15 protein-coding genes and 1 tRNA gene are annotated in these 14274 nt (G+C 62.6%); 8 read left to right on the top strand and 8 right to left on the bottom strand.

The genetic code is table 11. The features are described 5' to 3' along the window. The first annotated feature begins 49 nt into the window (after positions 1-49). On the top strand, positions 50-628 hold the full coding sequence (locus tag HB777_14695) for an NUDIX domain-containing protein (GenBank protein ID QND65009.1): 579 nt from the start codon (positions 50-52) through the stop codon (positions 626-628). A gap of 980 nt (positions 629-1608) precedes the next feature. Here the strand turns inward: HB777_14695 and HB777_14690 are convergent. Further along, positions 1609-1694 (bottom strand) — tRNA-Leu (locus HB777_14690). Between the two features lie 275 nt (positions 1695-1969). Continuing rightward, on the bottom strand, positions 1970-2635 hold the full coding sequence (locus HB777_14685; protein QND65008.1) for a porin family protein: 666 nt from the start codon (positions 2633-2635) through the stop codon (positions 1970-1972). Positions 2636-2833: 198 nt separating this feature from the next. Between HB777_14685 and ade the strand changes: the two genes are divergently transcribed. After that, positions 2834-4651, top strand: coding sequence for an adenine deaminase (gene ade, locus HB777_14680; GenBank protein QND65007.1), 1818 nt, complete (start codon positions 2834-2836; stop codon positions 4649-4651). Positions 4652-4721: 70 nt separating this feature from the next. On the opposite strand, the gene HB777_14675 is transcribed toward ade, so the two are convergent. Continuing rightward, the gene (locus HB777_14675) at positions 4722-5885 is read right to left on the bottom strand and encodes an alpha/beta hydrolase (GenBank protein ID QND65006.1); all 1164 of its coding nucleotides are present in this window, start codon (positions 5883-5885) and stop codon (positions 4722-4724) included. A gap of 143 nt (positions 5886-6028) precedes the next feature. After that, positions 6029-7102: an alpha/beta hydrolase gene (locus HB777_14670; protein QND65005.1), complete on the bottom strand. Its 1074-nt coding sequence runs from the start codon at positions 7100-7102 to the stop codon at positions 6029-6031. 145 nt (positions 7103-7247) lie between these two features. Here HB777_14670 and HB777_14665 point away from each other — a divergent pair, with 145 nt between their 5' ends. The 3 genes from HB777_14665 (at position 7248) to HB777_14655 (ending at position 9366) form a co-directional block, all read left to right on the top strand. Beyond that, positions 7248-7451: a hypothetical protein gene (locus tag HB777_14665; GenBank protein ID QND65004.1), complete on the top strand. Its 204-nt coding sequence runs from the start codon at positions 7248-7250 to the stop codon at positions 7449-7451. A gap of 101 nt (positions 7452-7552) precedes the next feature. After that, the gene (gene ilvA, locus HB777_14660; GenBank protein ID QND65003.1) at positions 7553-8809 is read left to right on the top strand and encodes a threonine ammonia-lyase IlvA; all 1257 of its coding nucleotides are present in this window, start codon (positions 7553-7555) and stop codon (positions 8807-8809) included. After that, positions 8806-9366: a DUF1697 domain-containing protein gene (locus HB777_14655; protein ID QND65002.1), complete on the top strand. Its 561-nt coding sequence runs from the start codon at positions 8806-8808 to the stop codon at positions 9364-9366. The genes ilvA and HB777_14655 overlap by 4 nt, the downstream gene beginning before the upstream one ends. 8 nt (positions 9367-9374) lie before the next feature. On the opposite strand, the gene HB777_14650 is transcribed toward HB777_14655, so the two are convergent. Together HB777_14650 and HB777_14645 are read right to left on the bottom strand one after the other, a co-directional pair. Continuing rightward, positions 9375-9668 carry a DUF2218 domain-containing protein gene (locus HB777_14650; GenBank protein ID QND65001.1) on the bottom strand — a complete coding sequence of 98 codons (294 nt, stop codon included), beginning with the start codon at positions 9666-9668 and terminating at the stop codon, positions 9375-9377. Between the two features lie 137 nt (positions 9669-9805). Further along, positions 9806-10246 (bottom strand): lactoylglutathione lyase, encoded by a 441-nt coding sequence (locus tag HB777_14645; protein QND65000.1) that lies wholly within the window; start codon positions 10244-10246, stop codon positions 9806-9808. Positions 10247-10462: 216 nt separating this feature from the next. Between HB777_14645 and HB777_14640 the strand changes: the two genes are divergently transcribed. The 3 genes from HB777_14640 to HB777_14630 are packed head-to-tail and all read left to right on the top strand — an operon-like array spanning position 10463 to position 12436. Beyond that, positions 10463-11059 (top strand): cold shock domain-containing protein, encoded by a 597-nt coding sequence (locus tag HB777_14640; GenBank protein QND68778.1) that lies wholly within the window; start codon positions 10463-10465, stop codon positions 11057-11059. 25 nt (positions 11060-11084) lie between these two features. Beyond that, positions 11085-11648, top strand: coding sequence for a DUF192 domain-containing protein (locus tag HB777_14635; protein QND64999.1), 564 nt, complete (start codon positions 11085-11087; stop codon positions 11646-11648). A gap of 20 nt (positions 11649-11668) precedes the next feature. Then, positions 11669-12436 carry an alpha/beta hydrolase gene (locus HB777_14630; GenBank protein ID QND64998.1) on the top strand — a complete coding sequence of 256 codons (768 nt, stop codon included), beginning with the start codon at positions 11669-11671 and terminating at the stop codon, positions 12434-12436. Between the two features lie 81 nt (positions 12437-12517). Here HB777_14630 and speB read toward each other — a convergent pair whose 3' ends face one another. Both speB and HB777_14620 read right to left on the bottom strand, forming a co-directional pair. Then, the gene (speB, locus tag HB777_14625; GenBank protein ID QND64997.1) at positions 12518-13483 is read right to left on the bottom strand and encodes an agmatinase; all 966 of its coding nucleotides are present in this window, start codon (positions 13481-13483) and stop codon (positions 12518-12520) included. Positions 13484-13495: 12 nt separating this feature from the next. Next, complete coding sequence (locus tag HB777_14620; GenBank protein ID QND64996.1) at positions 13496-14266, bottom strand: creatininase; 771 nt, start codon at positions 14264-14266, stop codon at positions 13496-13498. Positions 14267-14274 lie beyond the last annotated feature (8 nt).

The following is a 14274-nucleotide window of genomic DNA, read 5'->3' as shown; positions in this document are numbered from 1 at the left end:
GGTTCACGACTAGGCCTCGACCCTATAGCCCAATAGCATGGAGACAATGATGGAAGATCGCATTCGCATCCGTTCGGAAGAGATCCTCTCCGACGACTGGGCCGTCCTGAAGAAGACCGTCCTCGACTACCGCCGGCGTGACGGCGAGTGGGAGACGCAGGTGCGCCAGACCTATGATCGCGGCGACGGCGCGGTGATCCTGCCTTACGATCCCGCGCGTTCGACCGTGCTTCTGGTGCGCCAGTTCCGCTATCCCGCCTACGTCACCGGCCACCGCGAGCCGCTGATCGAGGCCTGTGCCGGCCTGCTCGACGAAAACGATCCCGAGACCGCCATCCGCAAGGAAGCCGAGGAAGAGCTGGGTTATCGGCTGAAGGATGTGGAGCGGCTGTTTTCGCCCTATATGAGCCCGGGCAGCGTCACCGAACGGCTCTGGTTCTTCATCGCCCGCTATTCGCCCGCCGACCGCATCTCGGCCGGCGGCGGCGCGCCGGAAGAGGGCGAGGACATCGAGGTGCTGGAAATGCCGCTCGACGAGGCGCTGGCCGGCATCGCCGACGGCCGCATCATCGATGCCAAGACCATCATCCTGATCCAGCACCTGAAGCTCAATCCGATCGTTGCTTGACCCTCGGCGGCTATCCGGCGCCTTGCCGGCATCGGAGCGCCAGGAACGCAGGCGTCATCAAAGCAGGCCATGGATGGCCGCGAGGGCGCTTCTCGAGGACAGAACAGGCGAGGCGGGCTGTCGGCTTTGCTTTTTGGGAACCATTTTAGTGATAGCTAATTGATTCATGGTTTTGCGAGTCAGGCATGCGTTTGAAGTCCATCAACCGTTCACTGCTGGATTTACGGGAAGAAGAGCGCCATGATCCCCATTGATCCGCCGATAGAGCGACGCTCTCACGCTCGTGGGATTGTCCTGAAGGATGCGACCATCATCACGGACGATGCGAAGATCGGTTGCTCCGTTAGAAATCAACACGCTCATGGTGCGGAATTGCGGGTGGACCCCGGCGTCACAATTCCCGACCGTTTCGTCCTGCAAGTGCCTGAAGATGACGCCAGCTATCGAGCTGTGGTGAGGTGGCGAAGGCGTGAGCGCCTTGGCATTCAAATATACTGAGTTGGGAGGTCGTGTGCCTATTCGGAGAAAAGCAACGGAAGCTGGGATCTTTGATCCATCCGAACTGGCCTTGTTGGGGCGCGTTTTTTGAGCAGCTTAAGCTCAACCACCAATCGACTGAAGCGCGCAACGCGCTCGCGTCTCGGATCATCGCAAATTACATGGCCGGCGTGACTGACGAGCTGGAGCTGGTTTCGCTCTCCAGGTACCCCTTGGGCCGCTAGGGCCGGCAGGACTTCAGTCTTAATTGAGCTATGGCTAATATACATGTACGCTGGTCGGTGCGGGGGAAAATCCCAAACCAAGCCCACCCGCAACGGCCCGGCACGACCCCAACGTCCCCCCGACTGCGAGCGTGCCGGGCCGTTTGTTATCTGTCACGCAGCCATCTAGCGCGTGCCCCTGCGGTTCGGCCTGTTTGCCGTTGATTTTGATTTCTGAGAATGCAGTTATCAAAGCCGATAGACCGCAAATCACAGCAGTGGTGCGGACGACGGGAATCGAACCCGTACGATCAGAGATCGAGGGATTTTAAGTCCCTTGCGTCTACCAATTCCGCCACGTCCGCAGGCCAGCCCTTTTCAGACGCCAGACACAGGCCGTCAAGTCGTGTTCTTGGGTCTTGCCGAACCTGCAAACAGACCGGGCGGCTTGGTGATACTGGCGCGATCACGGAATTACCGGCGCCGCGGGTACTGGTACGATGCCTGTATGGTGGATTTGATCCGCCAAGGCCGGCGCCTCTCAGGCCCAACCCATTCCCCCCGCCCACTGGGAGCGTCGGCCGCCCCCATTCCCACCCGAAGTCCGTCCCGGCCTCCAGCGTCACAACAACGGGCTGGTTCAGAACTTGTAGCTCAAATTGATGCCGACGGTGTTCAGCTTCACATCCTGATCGCGGTCCACAAAGGCATCAGGCACGTCATAGTGCTCGGAGCCGAAATCATAGTAGCGATACTGCGCGCCGACGACGAACTTGTCGGTCAGCGCGTAGTCGACGCCGGCCCCGACGGTCCAGCCGACGCTCGTGCGCGTGCTGGCGAACGCCGGACCCGCGACTTGCGATGTTTCGATGCCGGCAAAGGCGACGCCGCCAATGCCGTAGACCAGCACGCGATCCACCGCGTAGCCGGCCTTGGCGTTGACCGACCCGAACCATTTGACGTCGGTGCCAAATGTGCTTCCAAGGCCGGATACCGTCGTGCCGCCGATCGAGGAATAGTTGAGGTCTGCCTCGGCGCCGAGTACCGCCTGGTCGAACTGCCACAGGCCGGCGACATGGCCGCCGACGAAGCCGCCGTCAATGTCGGGCGAGATTGAAAAGGGCTCGCCCTCTGTCCCTGATATGTCGGATCGGCCCCAGCCATAGCCGGCCTGCATGCCGGCATAGTAGCCTGTCCAGTCGAAGCCGGGCGCGGTCATCGGCACGTCGACCGTCGGGTCGGCTGCGAAAGCCGGCACGGCCAGAGCGGCAAGGAAACCGGCACTTGCGACCACCAGGCGACGCATCGAACTCCCCGAAATGACGATTCAGAAAGGTCCCTGGAGGGGAAGGTAGCCTGATTTGCCGTGAAACGGAATTCCATTTCTGACTGCGACCGGTTTGTGGTGAAGACGGCGTAATCAGGTGATCAACAGCCACGCAGACCGTTCAGTGCTGGTCAAAACCACACCGGCTTGGCACAGTCGGGCAAACAGGAGTCTCTCATGGCAAAGAAGCCGTCGGCGCATACGACGAAACCCAAACCCTGGACCGAGATGGCGACACATCTGGTCGATGTCGCCATGGGGCGCAAACCCGCTGACCTGGTCGTGCGCAACGGCCGATGGGTGAATGTCCATTCGGGCGAGATCATCGCCGGCACCGACATCGCCATTGCCGGCGGGCGCTTCGCCTATTGTGGGCCCAATGCCAGCCATGCCATCGGCCAGGGCACCAAGGTGGTCGACGCCGGCGGGCGCTATCTGGTGCCCGGCCTCTGTGACGCGCACATGCATGTCGAAAGCGGCATGGTGACGGTGACCGAATTCTGCCGCGCCGTCATTCCGCACGGCACCACCTCGATGTTCATCGACCCGCATGAGATCGCCAATGTGCTCGGCCTGCCCGGCGTGCGGCTGATGCATGACGAGGCCGTTGCCATGCCCATCAACGTGCATGTGCAGATGCCGTCCTGCGTGCCTTCTGCGCCGGGACTGGAGCATGCCGGCGCCGAGCTGACGGTCGCCGATGTCGCCGAGGCGATGACCTGGGAAAACATTATCGGCCTTGGCGAAGTGATGAATTTCCCCGGCGTCGCCGCCAACGATCCAGTGATGTCGGGCGAGATTGCCGCGACGGTGAAAGCGGGGAAAACGGTCGGCGGCCACTATGCCTCGCGCGATCTCGGCCTGCCGTTTCATGGCTATGTCGCCGGCGGCCCCGAGGACGACCACGAGGGCACGCGAGCCGAGGACGCCATTGCCCGGGTGCGCCAGGGCATGAAGGCGATGTTGCGGCTGGGTTCGGCCTGGTACGACGTCGCCTCGCAGATCAAGGCGGTGACGGAGAGCGGCATCGATCCGCGCAACTTCATCCTGTGCACCGACGACAGCCATTCCGGCACGCTCGTCCAGGAAGGCCATATGGACCGCGTGGTGCGCCACGCCATCAGCCAAGGCTTGAAGCCGGTGACGGCGATCCAGATGGCGACGTTGAACACCGCCCAGCATTTCAAACTGGAGCGCGAGATCGGTTCGATTGCGCCGGGGCGACTGGCCGACCTGCTGATCGTCTCGGATCTCGCCGCAATGACCATCGACGAGGTCTATGCGCGCGGCGTCAGGCTGGCCAAGGGCGGCAAGCTCGAAATCGACATTCCGGCCTATGATTACCCCCGGACGGCGAAGAACACCGTCAAGCTCGGCAAGAAGCTCAAGGCTGGCGACTTCGACATCGCCGCCCCCAAGGGCGCCAATGAAGTCCGGGTGCGCGTCATCGGCGTCATCGAGAACCAGGCGCCGACGCGCGCACTGGAGGCCGATCTGCCGGTAGAGGACGGACTGGTGGCCATGGATCGCCGCAACGATATCTGCCAGATCGCGCTGGTCGAGCGCCACCGGGGCACGGGCGGCGTCACCAACGCCTTCGTCTCCGGCTTCGGCTACATGGGCGACTGCGCCCTGGCGTCCAGCGTGGCGCATGACAGCCACCACATCATCTGCGTCGGCACCAACAAGCAGGACATGGCGCTGGCGGTAAACCGTCTGGGCGAGGTCGGTGGCGGCGTCGTGCTGTTCTCCAAGGGCAAGGAACTGGCGCTGGTCGAAATGCCGATCGCCGGCCTGATGTCGGACGAGCGGGCCGAAATCGTCGCCGCCAAGGCCGAAAAACTCACCGAGGCGATGCGCAAGATGGGCTGTTCATTGAACAACGCCTATATGCAGCACTCGCTGCTGGCGCTGGTCGTCATTCCCGAACTCAGGATTTCCGATGTCGGCCTGATCGACGTGACGACGTTCCAGAAGGTGGATTTATTCGTTTAGGGGTATGTTGATATTCGGGTGAGGCGGGCCTGACCGAATATCAACTAATCCTGGCGCCTGTTGATGGCATTCATCCACCGGTGGCGATGGTCAGCACCTTGAATGGCGTCGTGATGACGATCTCGGCGACCGAGCCGACGGCCTTGCCGAGGCCTTGGCCGAGATTGTTGAGCTGTGTCGGATCAGGTTCGTCCGAGGCGAGGCCGGCCGGCGCCCGCAGCCGGTCGCCGAGCAGTTGCACGAGGAACGGGTTGTCGGCGAACTTGGCGTGGTTCAGCTGGTCGCCGCCCTTGGTCTTGGTCAGGTCGACCACCGACACGCCATAGGCGGCAAGGTCCGCCGCGTTGCCATAGTCGCCGACCCGCGGCTTGTCGCCGGAGATGAAAGACGAGAGTTTCAAAGCCCGGTCGTCGCCTGAAAGCAGGATGGCGAAAGGCCTGGTGGGTTTGCCGTAGCGGATCATCTGCTTCTTGAAGACATCGACATCGATGTCCGGCGAGGCGAGGATGACGTAACCCAGCTTGCCGCCGAGGTCGCGGTCGCCGGTGATCGAAAGCTGGCGCAGGGCCTCCATCGTCACCCAGTTTCCCATCGAGTGCGCGATGATGTCGATGCTCTTGACCTTGGTCTTGGCAAGCATCCGCAGCGTCGCTTCAAGGTCGTCGCGGGCTGCTGTGGCGCTGTCCTTATCATAGAGATAGCCCGTCGTCTTGGCGCTCGAGGCCCAGGAAAACAGCACCGCCGTGCCCGGATATTTGGTGTCGTGGACAATCTGCGTCACGCGATAAATGCCGTCATCGAACCCGTTGTTGAAGCCGTGCACGAAAACCAGCGCACGGTCGCCGCGCATGGAGATGTCGGCGCCGACCGCCTTGGCGAACTGCGGCGCGCCTTCGTAGAAGGTGACATCCTTGGCGGTAAAATCCTTGGCCGGATTGCTGTTTGCCGATCCCTTGGCCCGCTCGATGGCGCCGACCTGATGGCTTTTTGGAACGGTGACGTCGACACGGGCAAAGCTGGTGGTCAGCGAGCGATCGCCGTCGAACACCTGTCGCGGTTCCTTGGTTGCCCTCTGGCGTGTCGTGGCGACGAAGATCTCATGCGTGGCCGCGATGTCGGAAGCGGGCACCGAGACCGTCGTCTTGTTGAGCAGGTCATGCGTATTCCCGCCGGCGCAGCCGGTGACAGCGAGCGCGAATGCAACGACGAGGTAACTCTTCGAACGCACGGTCACACGCTGGCTCCCGCGAAGGGGGACGTCAAACGCATGACGTCGCTGGCTATTCCGATAAAGCCAGAGGCCGACGCGGTCCAGTTCAAAGTGAGTCCATACGTCCGCGATGGTGAACAGGCACGGCGAAAACCGCGAGACCGCATCTATTGTCCAAGCAGGCCGATGCGATCCGTCACGTCACGGTCGCTGGCAAAGCCGTCATCCTCGCGCAGCCGCTGGCCGATCATCTTCACCAGCGTCGGATTGTCGGCGAATTTCGTATGGTTGAAGCTGTCCGATCCCTTGACCTTGGAGAGGTCGACGACCGTCACGCCGTAGGAGGCAAGGTCGGCGGCATCCTTGTAGTCGCCGACGCGCGGCCGCGAACCGGCGATCAGGCCGGAGAGCCTGAGCGCCCGATCGTCGTCGGACAACAGCAGGATGAACGGCTTGTCGGGCTTGCCGTAGCGCCGCATCTGGCTCTTGAACACGTCGACATCGATGTCGGGCGAGGCCAACACCACGTCGCCCAGCTTGCCGCCGAGATCGCGGTCGCCGGTGATGGCCATCTGGCGCAGCGTTTCCATGGTGACCCAGGTTCCGAGCGAATGCGCGACGATGTCGATGCGCCGGGCGCCCGACTGCTCCAGCATCCTGAGCGTCACTTCCAGCTGGTCGCGGGCAGCACTGGCGCTTTCCTTGTCATAGACATAATCGGTGGTCCTGGCGCCCGATGCCCAGGAAAACAGCACAGGCGTGCCGGGATAGCCGGAATCATGGACGATCTGGGTCAGGCGATAGACGGCGGCGTCGAAGCCGGTGTTGTAGCCATGCACGAAGACCATGACGCGGCCGCCACGCGCCGCGATGTCGGCGTTGAGCGCGCTGGAGAATTTCGGTTGTGTGTCGTAGCCGACGACTTCCGAAGCCATGAAATATTTCGCCGGGTCGTCCGACTTGCCGCGCGAGCGCCGCTCGATCTGGCCGGTCTGGTGGAGCCCCGGGACGGTGACGTTGACGCGGGCGTAGTTCAGCGTGGCCGAGCGCTCGCCGTCGAAAACCTTGTTGGGATCGTCGGACTTCTTGCGCGTCGTGGCGATGAAGATGCTGTGATTGCCTGCGATCTCCGTCACCGGAGCGGACACCATGGCGCTACCCAGCAGTTCCTGTGTTTGCGAGCCTGCGCAGCCGGCGACGAACAAGGCTAGGACAACGGTAAAGATCTTCTTCAAAGGCACGCCTGAAATTCCAACTCCGGCCGAAAGGCCTGTCTACCCCCGCGACACCTCCCGGACAGGGAGAGTGCGGCAGAACTAAGTCGTGTCCAGTCGAAATGTGACCAGCGCCCGGTTACAGCCGTCGCACTGTTGCGCGAAAGCCAAAATGGCGGGAGAAACGCCTGCGTGGTGGCGCAACGAGCGGCTTCACCGTCAGCTCGGCGATTCCGGCAAGGACATGGATTTCAGGCCGACCGATGCCGCGGGCATGAACAAACGCCTCCAAGTGTTTGCAGGGGTTTTACGAATGCCCGTTACGGGAGAGCATGAATGGGCGGACAATGGCGCCGCGAGGACGGATATGCAATAGGCTGAGCCGGCTGCGCGAAGGCCGGGCGCGCCACAAAGCCGGCGCGCGGCCCGAACAATGATAGAGGTCCGCACACGACATGCGGCGCGAGGTGGTTTGCGATGAACAGTTTCTCTTCCCGTGTCGCTGCCGCCGCCGCCGCGATCCGCCAGATCTTCCCGGAAACGCCGCTGCAGGAAAACGACTATCTGTCGAAAAAGACCGGAGCGCGGGTGCTGTTGAAGCGCGAGGATCTGTCGCCGGTCCGCTCCTACAAGATCCGTGGCGCCTTCAACTTCTTCCGCAAGACACTGGCGGCCGGCAACGAGGCCGAACTGTTCGTCTGCGCGTCCGCCGGCAACCATGCGCAAGGCTTTGCGTTCGTCTGTCGCCATTTCGGCAGACGAGGCGTTGTGTTCATGCCGGTGACGACGCCGCAGCAGAAGATCGACAAGACCAGGCTGTTCGGCGGCGATTTCATCGAGATCAGGCTGGTCGGCGACTTTTTCGACGACTGCTATCGCGCCGCCTTCGAATTCACCGAAAGCTCTGGCGCCCATATGGTGCCGCCCTTCGACCACAAGGACATCATCGAGGGCCAGGCAACCGTTGCCTATGAGATCGCGGACCAGATGCCGGGCGCCCGCATGCCCGATATCATCATGCTGCCGGTCGGCGGGGGTGGGCTTGCTGCCGGCGTCACCCACTATTTCGCTGATCAGGGCCGGGAAGCACGCTTCGTCTTCTGCGAACCGGCCGGCGCGCCGAGCCTGCGCGAGAGCCTCGCCGCGGGAAAACGCCTGAAACTCGCCAAGGTCGACAATTTCGTAGATGGCGCGGCCGTGGCTGAGATCGGCCGCGAACCGTTGCGGCATCTCAAGGATTTTCCGGCTGACACGGTGCGGCTGATCCCGGAAAACCGGCTGTGCGCCACCATGATCGAGATGCTCAACGTCGAAGGCGTCGTGCTGGAGCCGGCCGGCGCGCTGGCGATAGATGCGCTCAAGGATTTCTCCAGGAAGGAGATCAGGGGCAAGACCATCGTTGCCGTGGTTTCAGGCGGCAATTTCGATTTCGAGCGGCTGCCGGACGTCAAGGAGCGGGCGCTGCGCTTCGAGGGCCTGAAGAAGTACTTCATCATCCGCTTCCCGCAGCGGCCAGGCGCGCTGCGCGACTTCCTCGAACTGCTCGGGCCCGACGACGATATCGCCCGCTTCGAATATCTGAAGAAATCGGCACGCAACTTCGGTTCGGTGCTGATCGGCATCGAAACCAAGGACCGCCGCAATTTCGATCTGCTCAAGGCGAATTTCGAGGCCGAGGGCGTCCAGTATCAGGACATCACCGACAACGAGACATTGGCCGGGTTCATCATATGAGCGGCGCCTGCAAAATTTTCGTTGCGCTGTTTTCCGGCATCAATGTCGGCGGCAACCGCATCGTCAAGATGGCGGAGTTGCGATCGTTCTTCGAGGATCTCGGCTTTTCCGATGTCGCCACCTATGTGCAGAGCGGCAATGCCGTGTTCCGGGCTGACAAGGGCGACGCGGCGACGCTGACGAAACAGATCGAAGCAGCCTTCGAGAAGAAATGGGGTTTTTATTCGCGCATCATGGTGCGCGATCTCTCATGGTTCGAGCGGTTGGTGGGCGAAAATCCCTATCCGGAAGTTGCCGCGGACCACACCAAGCTGCACGCCTATGTGCTGGAGCGCGAGCCGACCGCCGATGAGGTGGCGCGGCTGGCTGAAAAGTGCACTGGCCCCGAACGCTTCGAGATCAAGGGCGATGTGCTCTACCTCAGCGCGCCGGACGGGCTGGGCAAATCGGTGTTTGCCGGGCTGATCCCGCGCACGCTGAAAGTGCCGGGCACCGCGCGCAACTGGCGCTCGGTGCAGGCGCTGCTGGCGATGGCCGCTCAGGCCGGTGAGAAGTAAGTCGCTGACTAGGCCGCCGGAGCGGGCTTCCAGTCGAAGGTCAGTTCTTCGCGGAAAGCAAAACGCTTGATGTGATCGGCGACGACGCTTTCCAGGCGCTCGAGCGATCCACCCTCGTCAGTCGTAACCGCGATATGAAGCGCGGTCGCATCGGCATCCATGACGGTGCGGCCCATTGAGAGATCGATGGTGCCATGGTTGGGATCGAATTCGACCGGGAATTTGTGCGCCCAGTGCTTGCAGAGCTGCTGCAGGTAGCGGCTGGCATGTTCGGTGGCGACATCGGCATGGCTGGTCGGCATGAATGAATTCTCCAGGGGACAAGTGCCCATTTGACGATGCGCTGGCGCAAGGCCGGCGCGACAGTCCGACAGATAGGCGTCGTTTTGTCGAATGCCAAAGGCTGCCGGGCAATTTTACGCCCGGCGTCCGGTCGAGCCTACCAGCTTCCGGTGTTCGCCATCGAAGCCCACGGTTCGGCCTTGGCCTTGGCCGGGCCCTTCTGCAAAAGCTCGATCGAAATGCCGTCCGGCGACCTGATGAAGGCCATGTTGCCGTCGCGCGGTGGCCGGTTGATGATGACGCCATTGTCCATCAGATGCTGGCAGGTGGCGTAGATGTCGTCGACCTCATAGGCGAGGTGGCCGAAATTGCGCCCGCCCTTGTAGTCTTCCGGATCCCAATTGTAGGTCAGTTCGACCAGTGGCGCCTTGTCGGCGATGCCGCTTTGCTCGTCTTCGGAGGCCGCGAGGAAGATCAGCGTGAAGCGGCCTTGCTCGTTTTCGTAGCGGCGCACTTCCTTGAGGCCGAGCTTGTTGCAGTAGAAATCGAGCGAGGCATCGACGTCGGCGACGCGGACCATGGTGTGCAGATAGCGCATGTGATTTCCTCGATAATTGCGTTGCGGTGCAACATAGGGTCGGCGCTTTCAAAGGGCAATCATGCGGCAGTGCGCAATGCCGGCAAAGAACAAATCCGGTATTCCCCCAATGAAGCGTGAAAAAAGGCACGGCAGGTCTTGCACACACCGGAAGCCGCGGTGTTAATCTGGTGTCAAGAATCAGTTGCGGTGTTCTTGAAAAAAGGGGGCATTCTTATGGGGGAAAAGGCCTCCTTCACGGGGCGGGACGGAACCCTTGGCGACGCCTTGCAGCGTGACGAAGGCGGCGACGCCGCTGACCTGCTCGAAGTAGCCGGCGCCATAAAGTGGTTCGATGTGGCCAAGGGTTATGGTTTCATCCTCCCGGATGACGGCATCTCGGGCGACATTCTCCTCCATGTGACATGTCTTCGAAGGGACGGCTTTCAAACGGCCCTGGAGGGCGCACGCGTGGTCTGTCTCGTCAAGCATGGCGACCGCGGATTGCAGGCCTTTCGGGTGCTCTCCATGGATGTCACCACGGCGGTTCATCCCGCCGAGATGCAGGAGCAGCGCACCCATATCGCTGTGACGCCGGAGAGCGGTCTCGAACGCGCCCTGGTGAAATGGTTCAACCGCACCAAGGGGTTTGGTTTCCTCACCCGTGGCGAGGGCACCGAGGACATCTTCGTCCACATGGAGACCTTGCGCCGTTACGGCATCACCGAGCTTCGGCCTGGGCAGGTCGTGCTGGTTCGTTTCGGACGCGGCGACAAAGGCCTTATGGCCGCCGAAATTCACCCCGATATGGGGACCTTGCCGGTCTCGCACTAGGACGATTTCCGGCCGAGGATCTCGAATGGCTCATAGGAACTGGCTGACTGCGGGTGTGATATGCGCCGCAATTGCCGTGGCCGTCGCCGCCGGTGCTTACTTCTATTCCGAAAAACCGACCTCGGCGGACAGCCGGGCGATGATCCTTCCGGCCGATCCGGCGCCGCTGGTCGTGGTGACGAAAGGCGGCGATCGCTCCTTTTCCATTGAAGTCGCCGACACCGCCGCCGAGCGCGAGGCCGGCTTGATGTATCGCCAGGACATGGCGGACGACCACGGCATGCTGTTCGTCTTCGAGGTCCAGCAGCAGGTTGGCTTCTGGATGCACAACACGCCGATGCCGCTTGATCTGGTCTTTGTCGGCCAGGACGGCAAGATCCGGGCGGTCAAGCACGGCGAGCCGCAATCCGATGCCGTTATTTCGCCCGGTGTGCCGGTGCGTTTCGTGCTCGAACTCAAGGCCGGCACGGCCGCCAGGAACGGCATCGAGTATGGCGACCTGCTGCGCCATCCGGCCGTGGGCACAGTGTCTGGCCCGAGCATGCCGCCCGCCGACAATGGCGACGCACCCAATGGCGGCGCCGGTTGAGTGGGCAGGCGGGATCGCTGATGCAGTTTTTCACCCATGACGGCTTCGACCTTGCCTTCCTCGACCGCCAGCCGGCATCGGGCGGGGGCGATCCCGTGCTCATGATCCACGGCTTCGCTTCGAGCCACTATGTCAATTGGGTGTCGCCCGGCTGGTTCAAGACGCTGAACGATGCCGGCTACCGCGCCATTGCCTTCGACAATCGCGGCCACGGCTCGTCGTCCAAGAGCTATGAGGAGGCCGACTACACGCCGGTCAAGATGGCCTCGGATGCCGCCGCCTTGCTCGACCATCTCGGCATCGAGCGCGCCCAGGTCATGGGCTATTCGATGGGCGCGCGCATCGCGGCATTCATGGCACTGTCCGATCCGGACAAGGTGGCGACGCTGGTTTTCGGCGGCCTCGGCATCGGCATGATCGACGGTGTCGGCGATTGGGATCCGATCGCTGCGGCCCTGCTTGCCGACGATCCGGCCGCGACCAGCCATCCGCGCGGCCGGTCGTTTCGCGCCTTCGCCGACCAGACCCGCAGTGATCGCCGTGCCTTGGCCGCTTGCATCGCCAAGTCGCGCGAATTGCTGAGCGAGCAGGATATTGCCCGCATTGCCCAGCCGACGCTGGTCGCCGTCGGCACGACCGACGACATTGGCGGTTCGCCCGATGAACTCGCGGCATTGATGCCGAATGCCAGGGCCTTTCACATCGAAGGCCGGGACCATATGCTGGCCGTCGGGGACAAGACCTTCAAACAGCGCGTGCTGGAGTTCTATGCCGAAAATCCGCTCTGAGCGGACGGCGAGGGGGAGTGGCAGCACCGGCGCGTTGGGGGCGAAATCTCGCCGTCGTCGCGCCGGGTATTTGGCGCTTGCTCAGTCCGGCGCTCTTGCTGCCTGAACCGCCTTCGCCATCACGCAGAGCAGCTCGAACATCATCGTCGCGCCGGCGAGCGCCGTCATTCCACCCAAGTCGAAAGGCGGCGCCACCTCGACGACGTCGGCGCCGACAATGTTCAATCCGTCGAGCAGGCGGACCATCTCCTGCGCCTCACGGGTGGTGAAGCCGCCCAATTCGGGCGTACCGGTCCCGGGGGCCATCGACGGGTCGATGCAGTCGATGTCGAAGGTCACATAGACGGGTGTGTTTCCGACGATGCCGCGCGCCTCTTCCATGACGCTGGCCGCGCCGCGCCTGACGAACTCCTCCATGTAGATGATGCGGATGCCCTGGGCGACCGCCCAGTCATGTTCGCCGGGTTCGTATATCGAGCCGCGGATGCCGATCTGGACGACGCGCTTGGGATCGAGCAGCCCCTCTTCGATGGCGCGGCGGAATGGCGTGCCATGCGTATAGGGATTGTCGCCGAAATAGCGGTCGTTGGTGTCGGAATGCGCGTCGAAATGGATCATGCCGATGGGCGCCTTGCGGGCCACGGCGCGCAGCACCGGCAACGTCGTCAGATGATCGCCGCCCGCAGCAAGCGGAATGGCGCCCGCCGCGACGATCGCCGCGATGCCGTCCTCGATGCGCTTCAATCCGTCCATGAGGTTGATCGGATTGACCGAGAGATCGCCGACATCGGCGACATTGGCGATACTGAAGGGCTCTGTTCCCGAGACGTGATGGGCGCGCCGCATCAGGCTCGACTGGTTGCGGATCTCGCGCGGGCCGTGCCGTGCACCGGCGCGGTTGGTGGTGCCACCGTCCCACGGTATGCCGACGAGCGCGATGTCGAGCCCCTCCGCGCTTGCCACGGCAGGCAGTCTCATGAAGGTCGAAAGTCCGGCGAAGCGAGGAACGGCGGAAGCGTCGATCGGCTGGAAGAAATTGCTGCTCATGGTGTCGGCACCTCAGAAAAATTCACGTTTGACGATTTCCGCAACGCGGGTCTCGCAGTCGTCGAGCAGCCACCGGCCCTTTTCCGCCGATGAGCCCTCGGTCAAGGACAGCACGCCGGACGGTGGCACTTCCTCCGCCGGCCTGGGATAGCGGTCGTAGGGCCTGAACTGCGCGGGACCGTCATGCAGCGCCTTGCCGAGATCGACGAGCTCGGGGCGCAGCGCCATCATCATCGAGGTTTCGATGACGCTCGCATGTTCGAGTTCGATGCCGGGGTAACCGTCAGGGAAGACTTTCGCCAGCGTCTCTGTGCGCACCATTTCCCAATGGTCGATGCGCAGGATCGTCAGATCCGCCGCCCGCTCGCGGCCGATGGCGTCGAGCGCCAGTTCAATGCCCTCGATCGACGGGCCGATGTTCTCGTAGTGACCGTTGATCACAACGATGCGCCGGACCTTCTGGCGATAGAGATCGCAGATCACATCCTTGACCAGCAGCGAAAACGTATGCGCCGTGATGTTGATCGTGCCGGGGAAGGCCGGGCCGCCACCTGTTCTTGGCTGCGAGCGGTTGCCGTAGGCGATGGTCGGCGCGACGAGGCCGCCGACCTGCTTAGCCACCGTCTCGGCGATGGCGGTGGGAAGCACGACATCGACATTCATCGCCATGTGGTGGCCGTGCTGCTCGGTCGCGCCGAGCGGCAGGAAGATGGGGGCGCCGGCGGCGATCCTCTTCTCGGCTTCGGGCCATGGCAGTTCAGCGAGGAAAACTCGGTCTTTCATGATCATCT

Source organism: Mesorhizobium loti, from assembly GCA_014189435.1.
GTDB lineage: Bacteria > Pseudomonadota > Alphaproteobacteria > Rhizobiales > Rhizobiaceae > Mesorhizobium > Mesorhizobium loti_G.
Note: the sequence above shows the minus strand (reverse complement) of the source record. Positions and strands in the feature narration are given on the sequence as shown.

What these genes read in the sequence shown, in the direction of transcription:
- HB777_14695 (QND65009.1), top strand. Translation starts at nt 50, where the DNA reads ATGGAAGATCGCATTCGCATCCGTTCGGAAGAGATCCTCTCCGACGAC.
- HB777_14685 (QND65008.1), bottom strand. Translation starts at nt 2,635, where the DNA reads ATGCGTCGCCTGGTGGTCGCAAGTGCCGGTTTCCTTGCCGCTCTGGCC.
- ade (QND65007.1), top strand. Translation starts at nt 2,834, where the DNA reads ATGGCAAAGAAGCCGTCGGCGCATACGACGAAACCCAAACCCTGGACC.
- HB777_14665 (QND65004.1), top strand. Translation starts at nt 7,248, where the DNA reads ATGGCGGGAGAAACGCCTGCGTGGTGGCGCAACGAGCGGCTTCACCGT.
- ilvA (QND65003.1), top strand. Translation starts at nt 7,553, where the DNA reads ATGAACAGTTTCTCTTCCCGTGTCGCTGCCGCCGCCGCCGCGATCCGC.
- HB777_14655 (QND65002.1), top strand. Translation starts at nt 8,806, where the DNA reads ATGAGCGGCGCCTGCAAAATTTTCGTTGCGCTGTTTTCCGGCATCAAT.
- HB777_14650 (QND65001.1), bottom strand. Translation starts at nt 9,668, where the DNA reads ATGCCGACCAGCCATGCCGATGTCGCCACCGAACATGCCAGCCGCTAC.
- HB777_14645 (QND65000.1), bottom strand. Translation starts at nt 10,246, where the DNA reads ATGCGCTATCTGCACACCATGGTCCGCGTCGCCGACGTCGATGCCTCG.
- HB777_14640 (QND68778.1), top strand. Translation starts at nt 10,463, where the DNA reads ATGGGGGAAAAGGCCTCCTTCACGGGGCGGGACGGAACCCTTGGCGAC.
- HB777_14635 (QND64999.1), top strand. Translation starts at nt 11,085, where the DNA reads ATGGCTCATAGGAACTGGCTGACTGCGGGTGTGATATGCGCCGCAATT.
- HB777_14630 (QND64998.1), top strand. Translation starts at nt 11,669, where the DNA reads ATGCAGTTTTTCACCCATGACGGCTTCGACCTTGCCTTCCTCGACCGC.
- speB (QND64997.1), bottom strand. Translation starts at nt 13,483, where the DNA reads ATGAGCAGCAATTTCTTCCAGCCGATCGACGCTTCCGCCGTTCCTCGC.
- HB777_14620 (QND64996.1), bottom strand. Translation starts at nt 14,266, where the DNA reads ATGAAAGACCGAGTTTTCCTCGCTGAACTGCCATGGCCCGAAGCCGAG.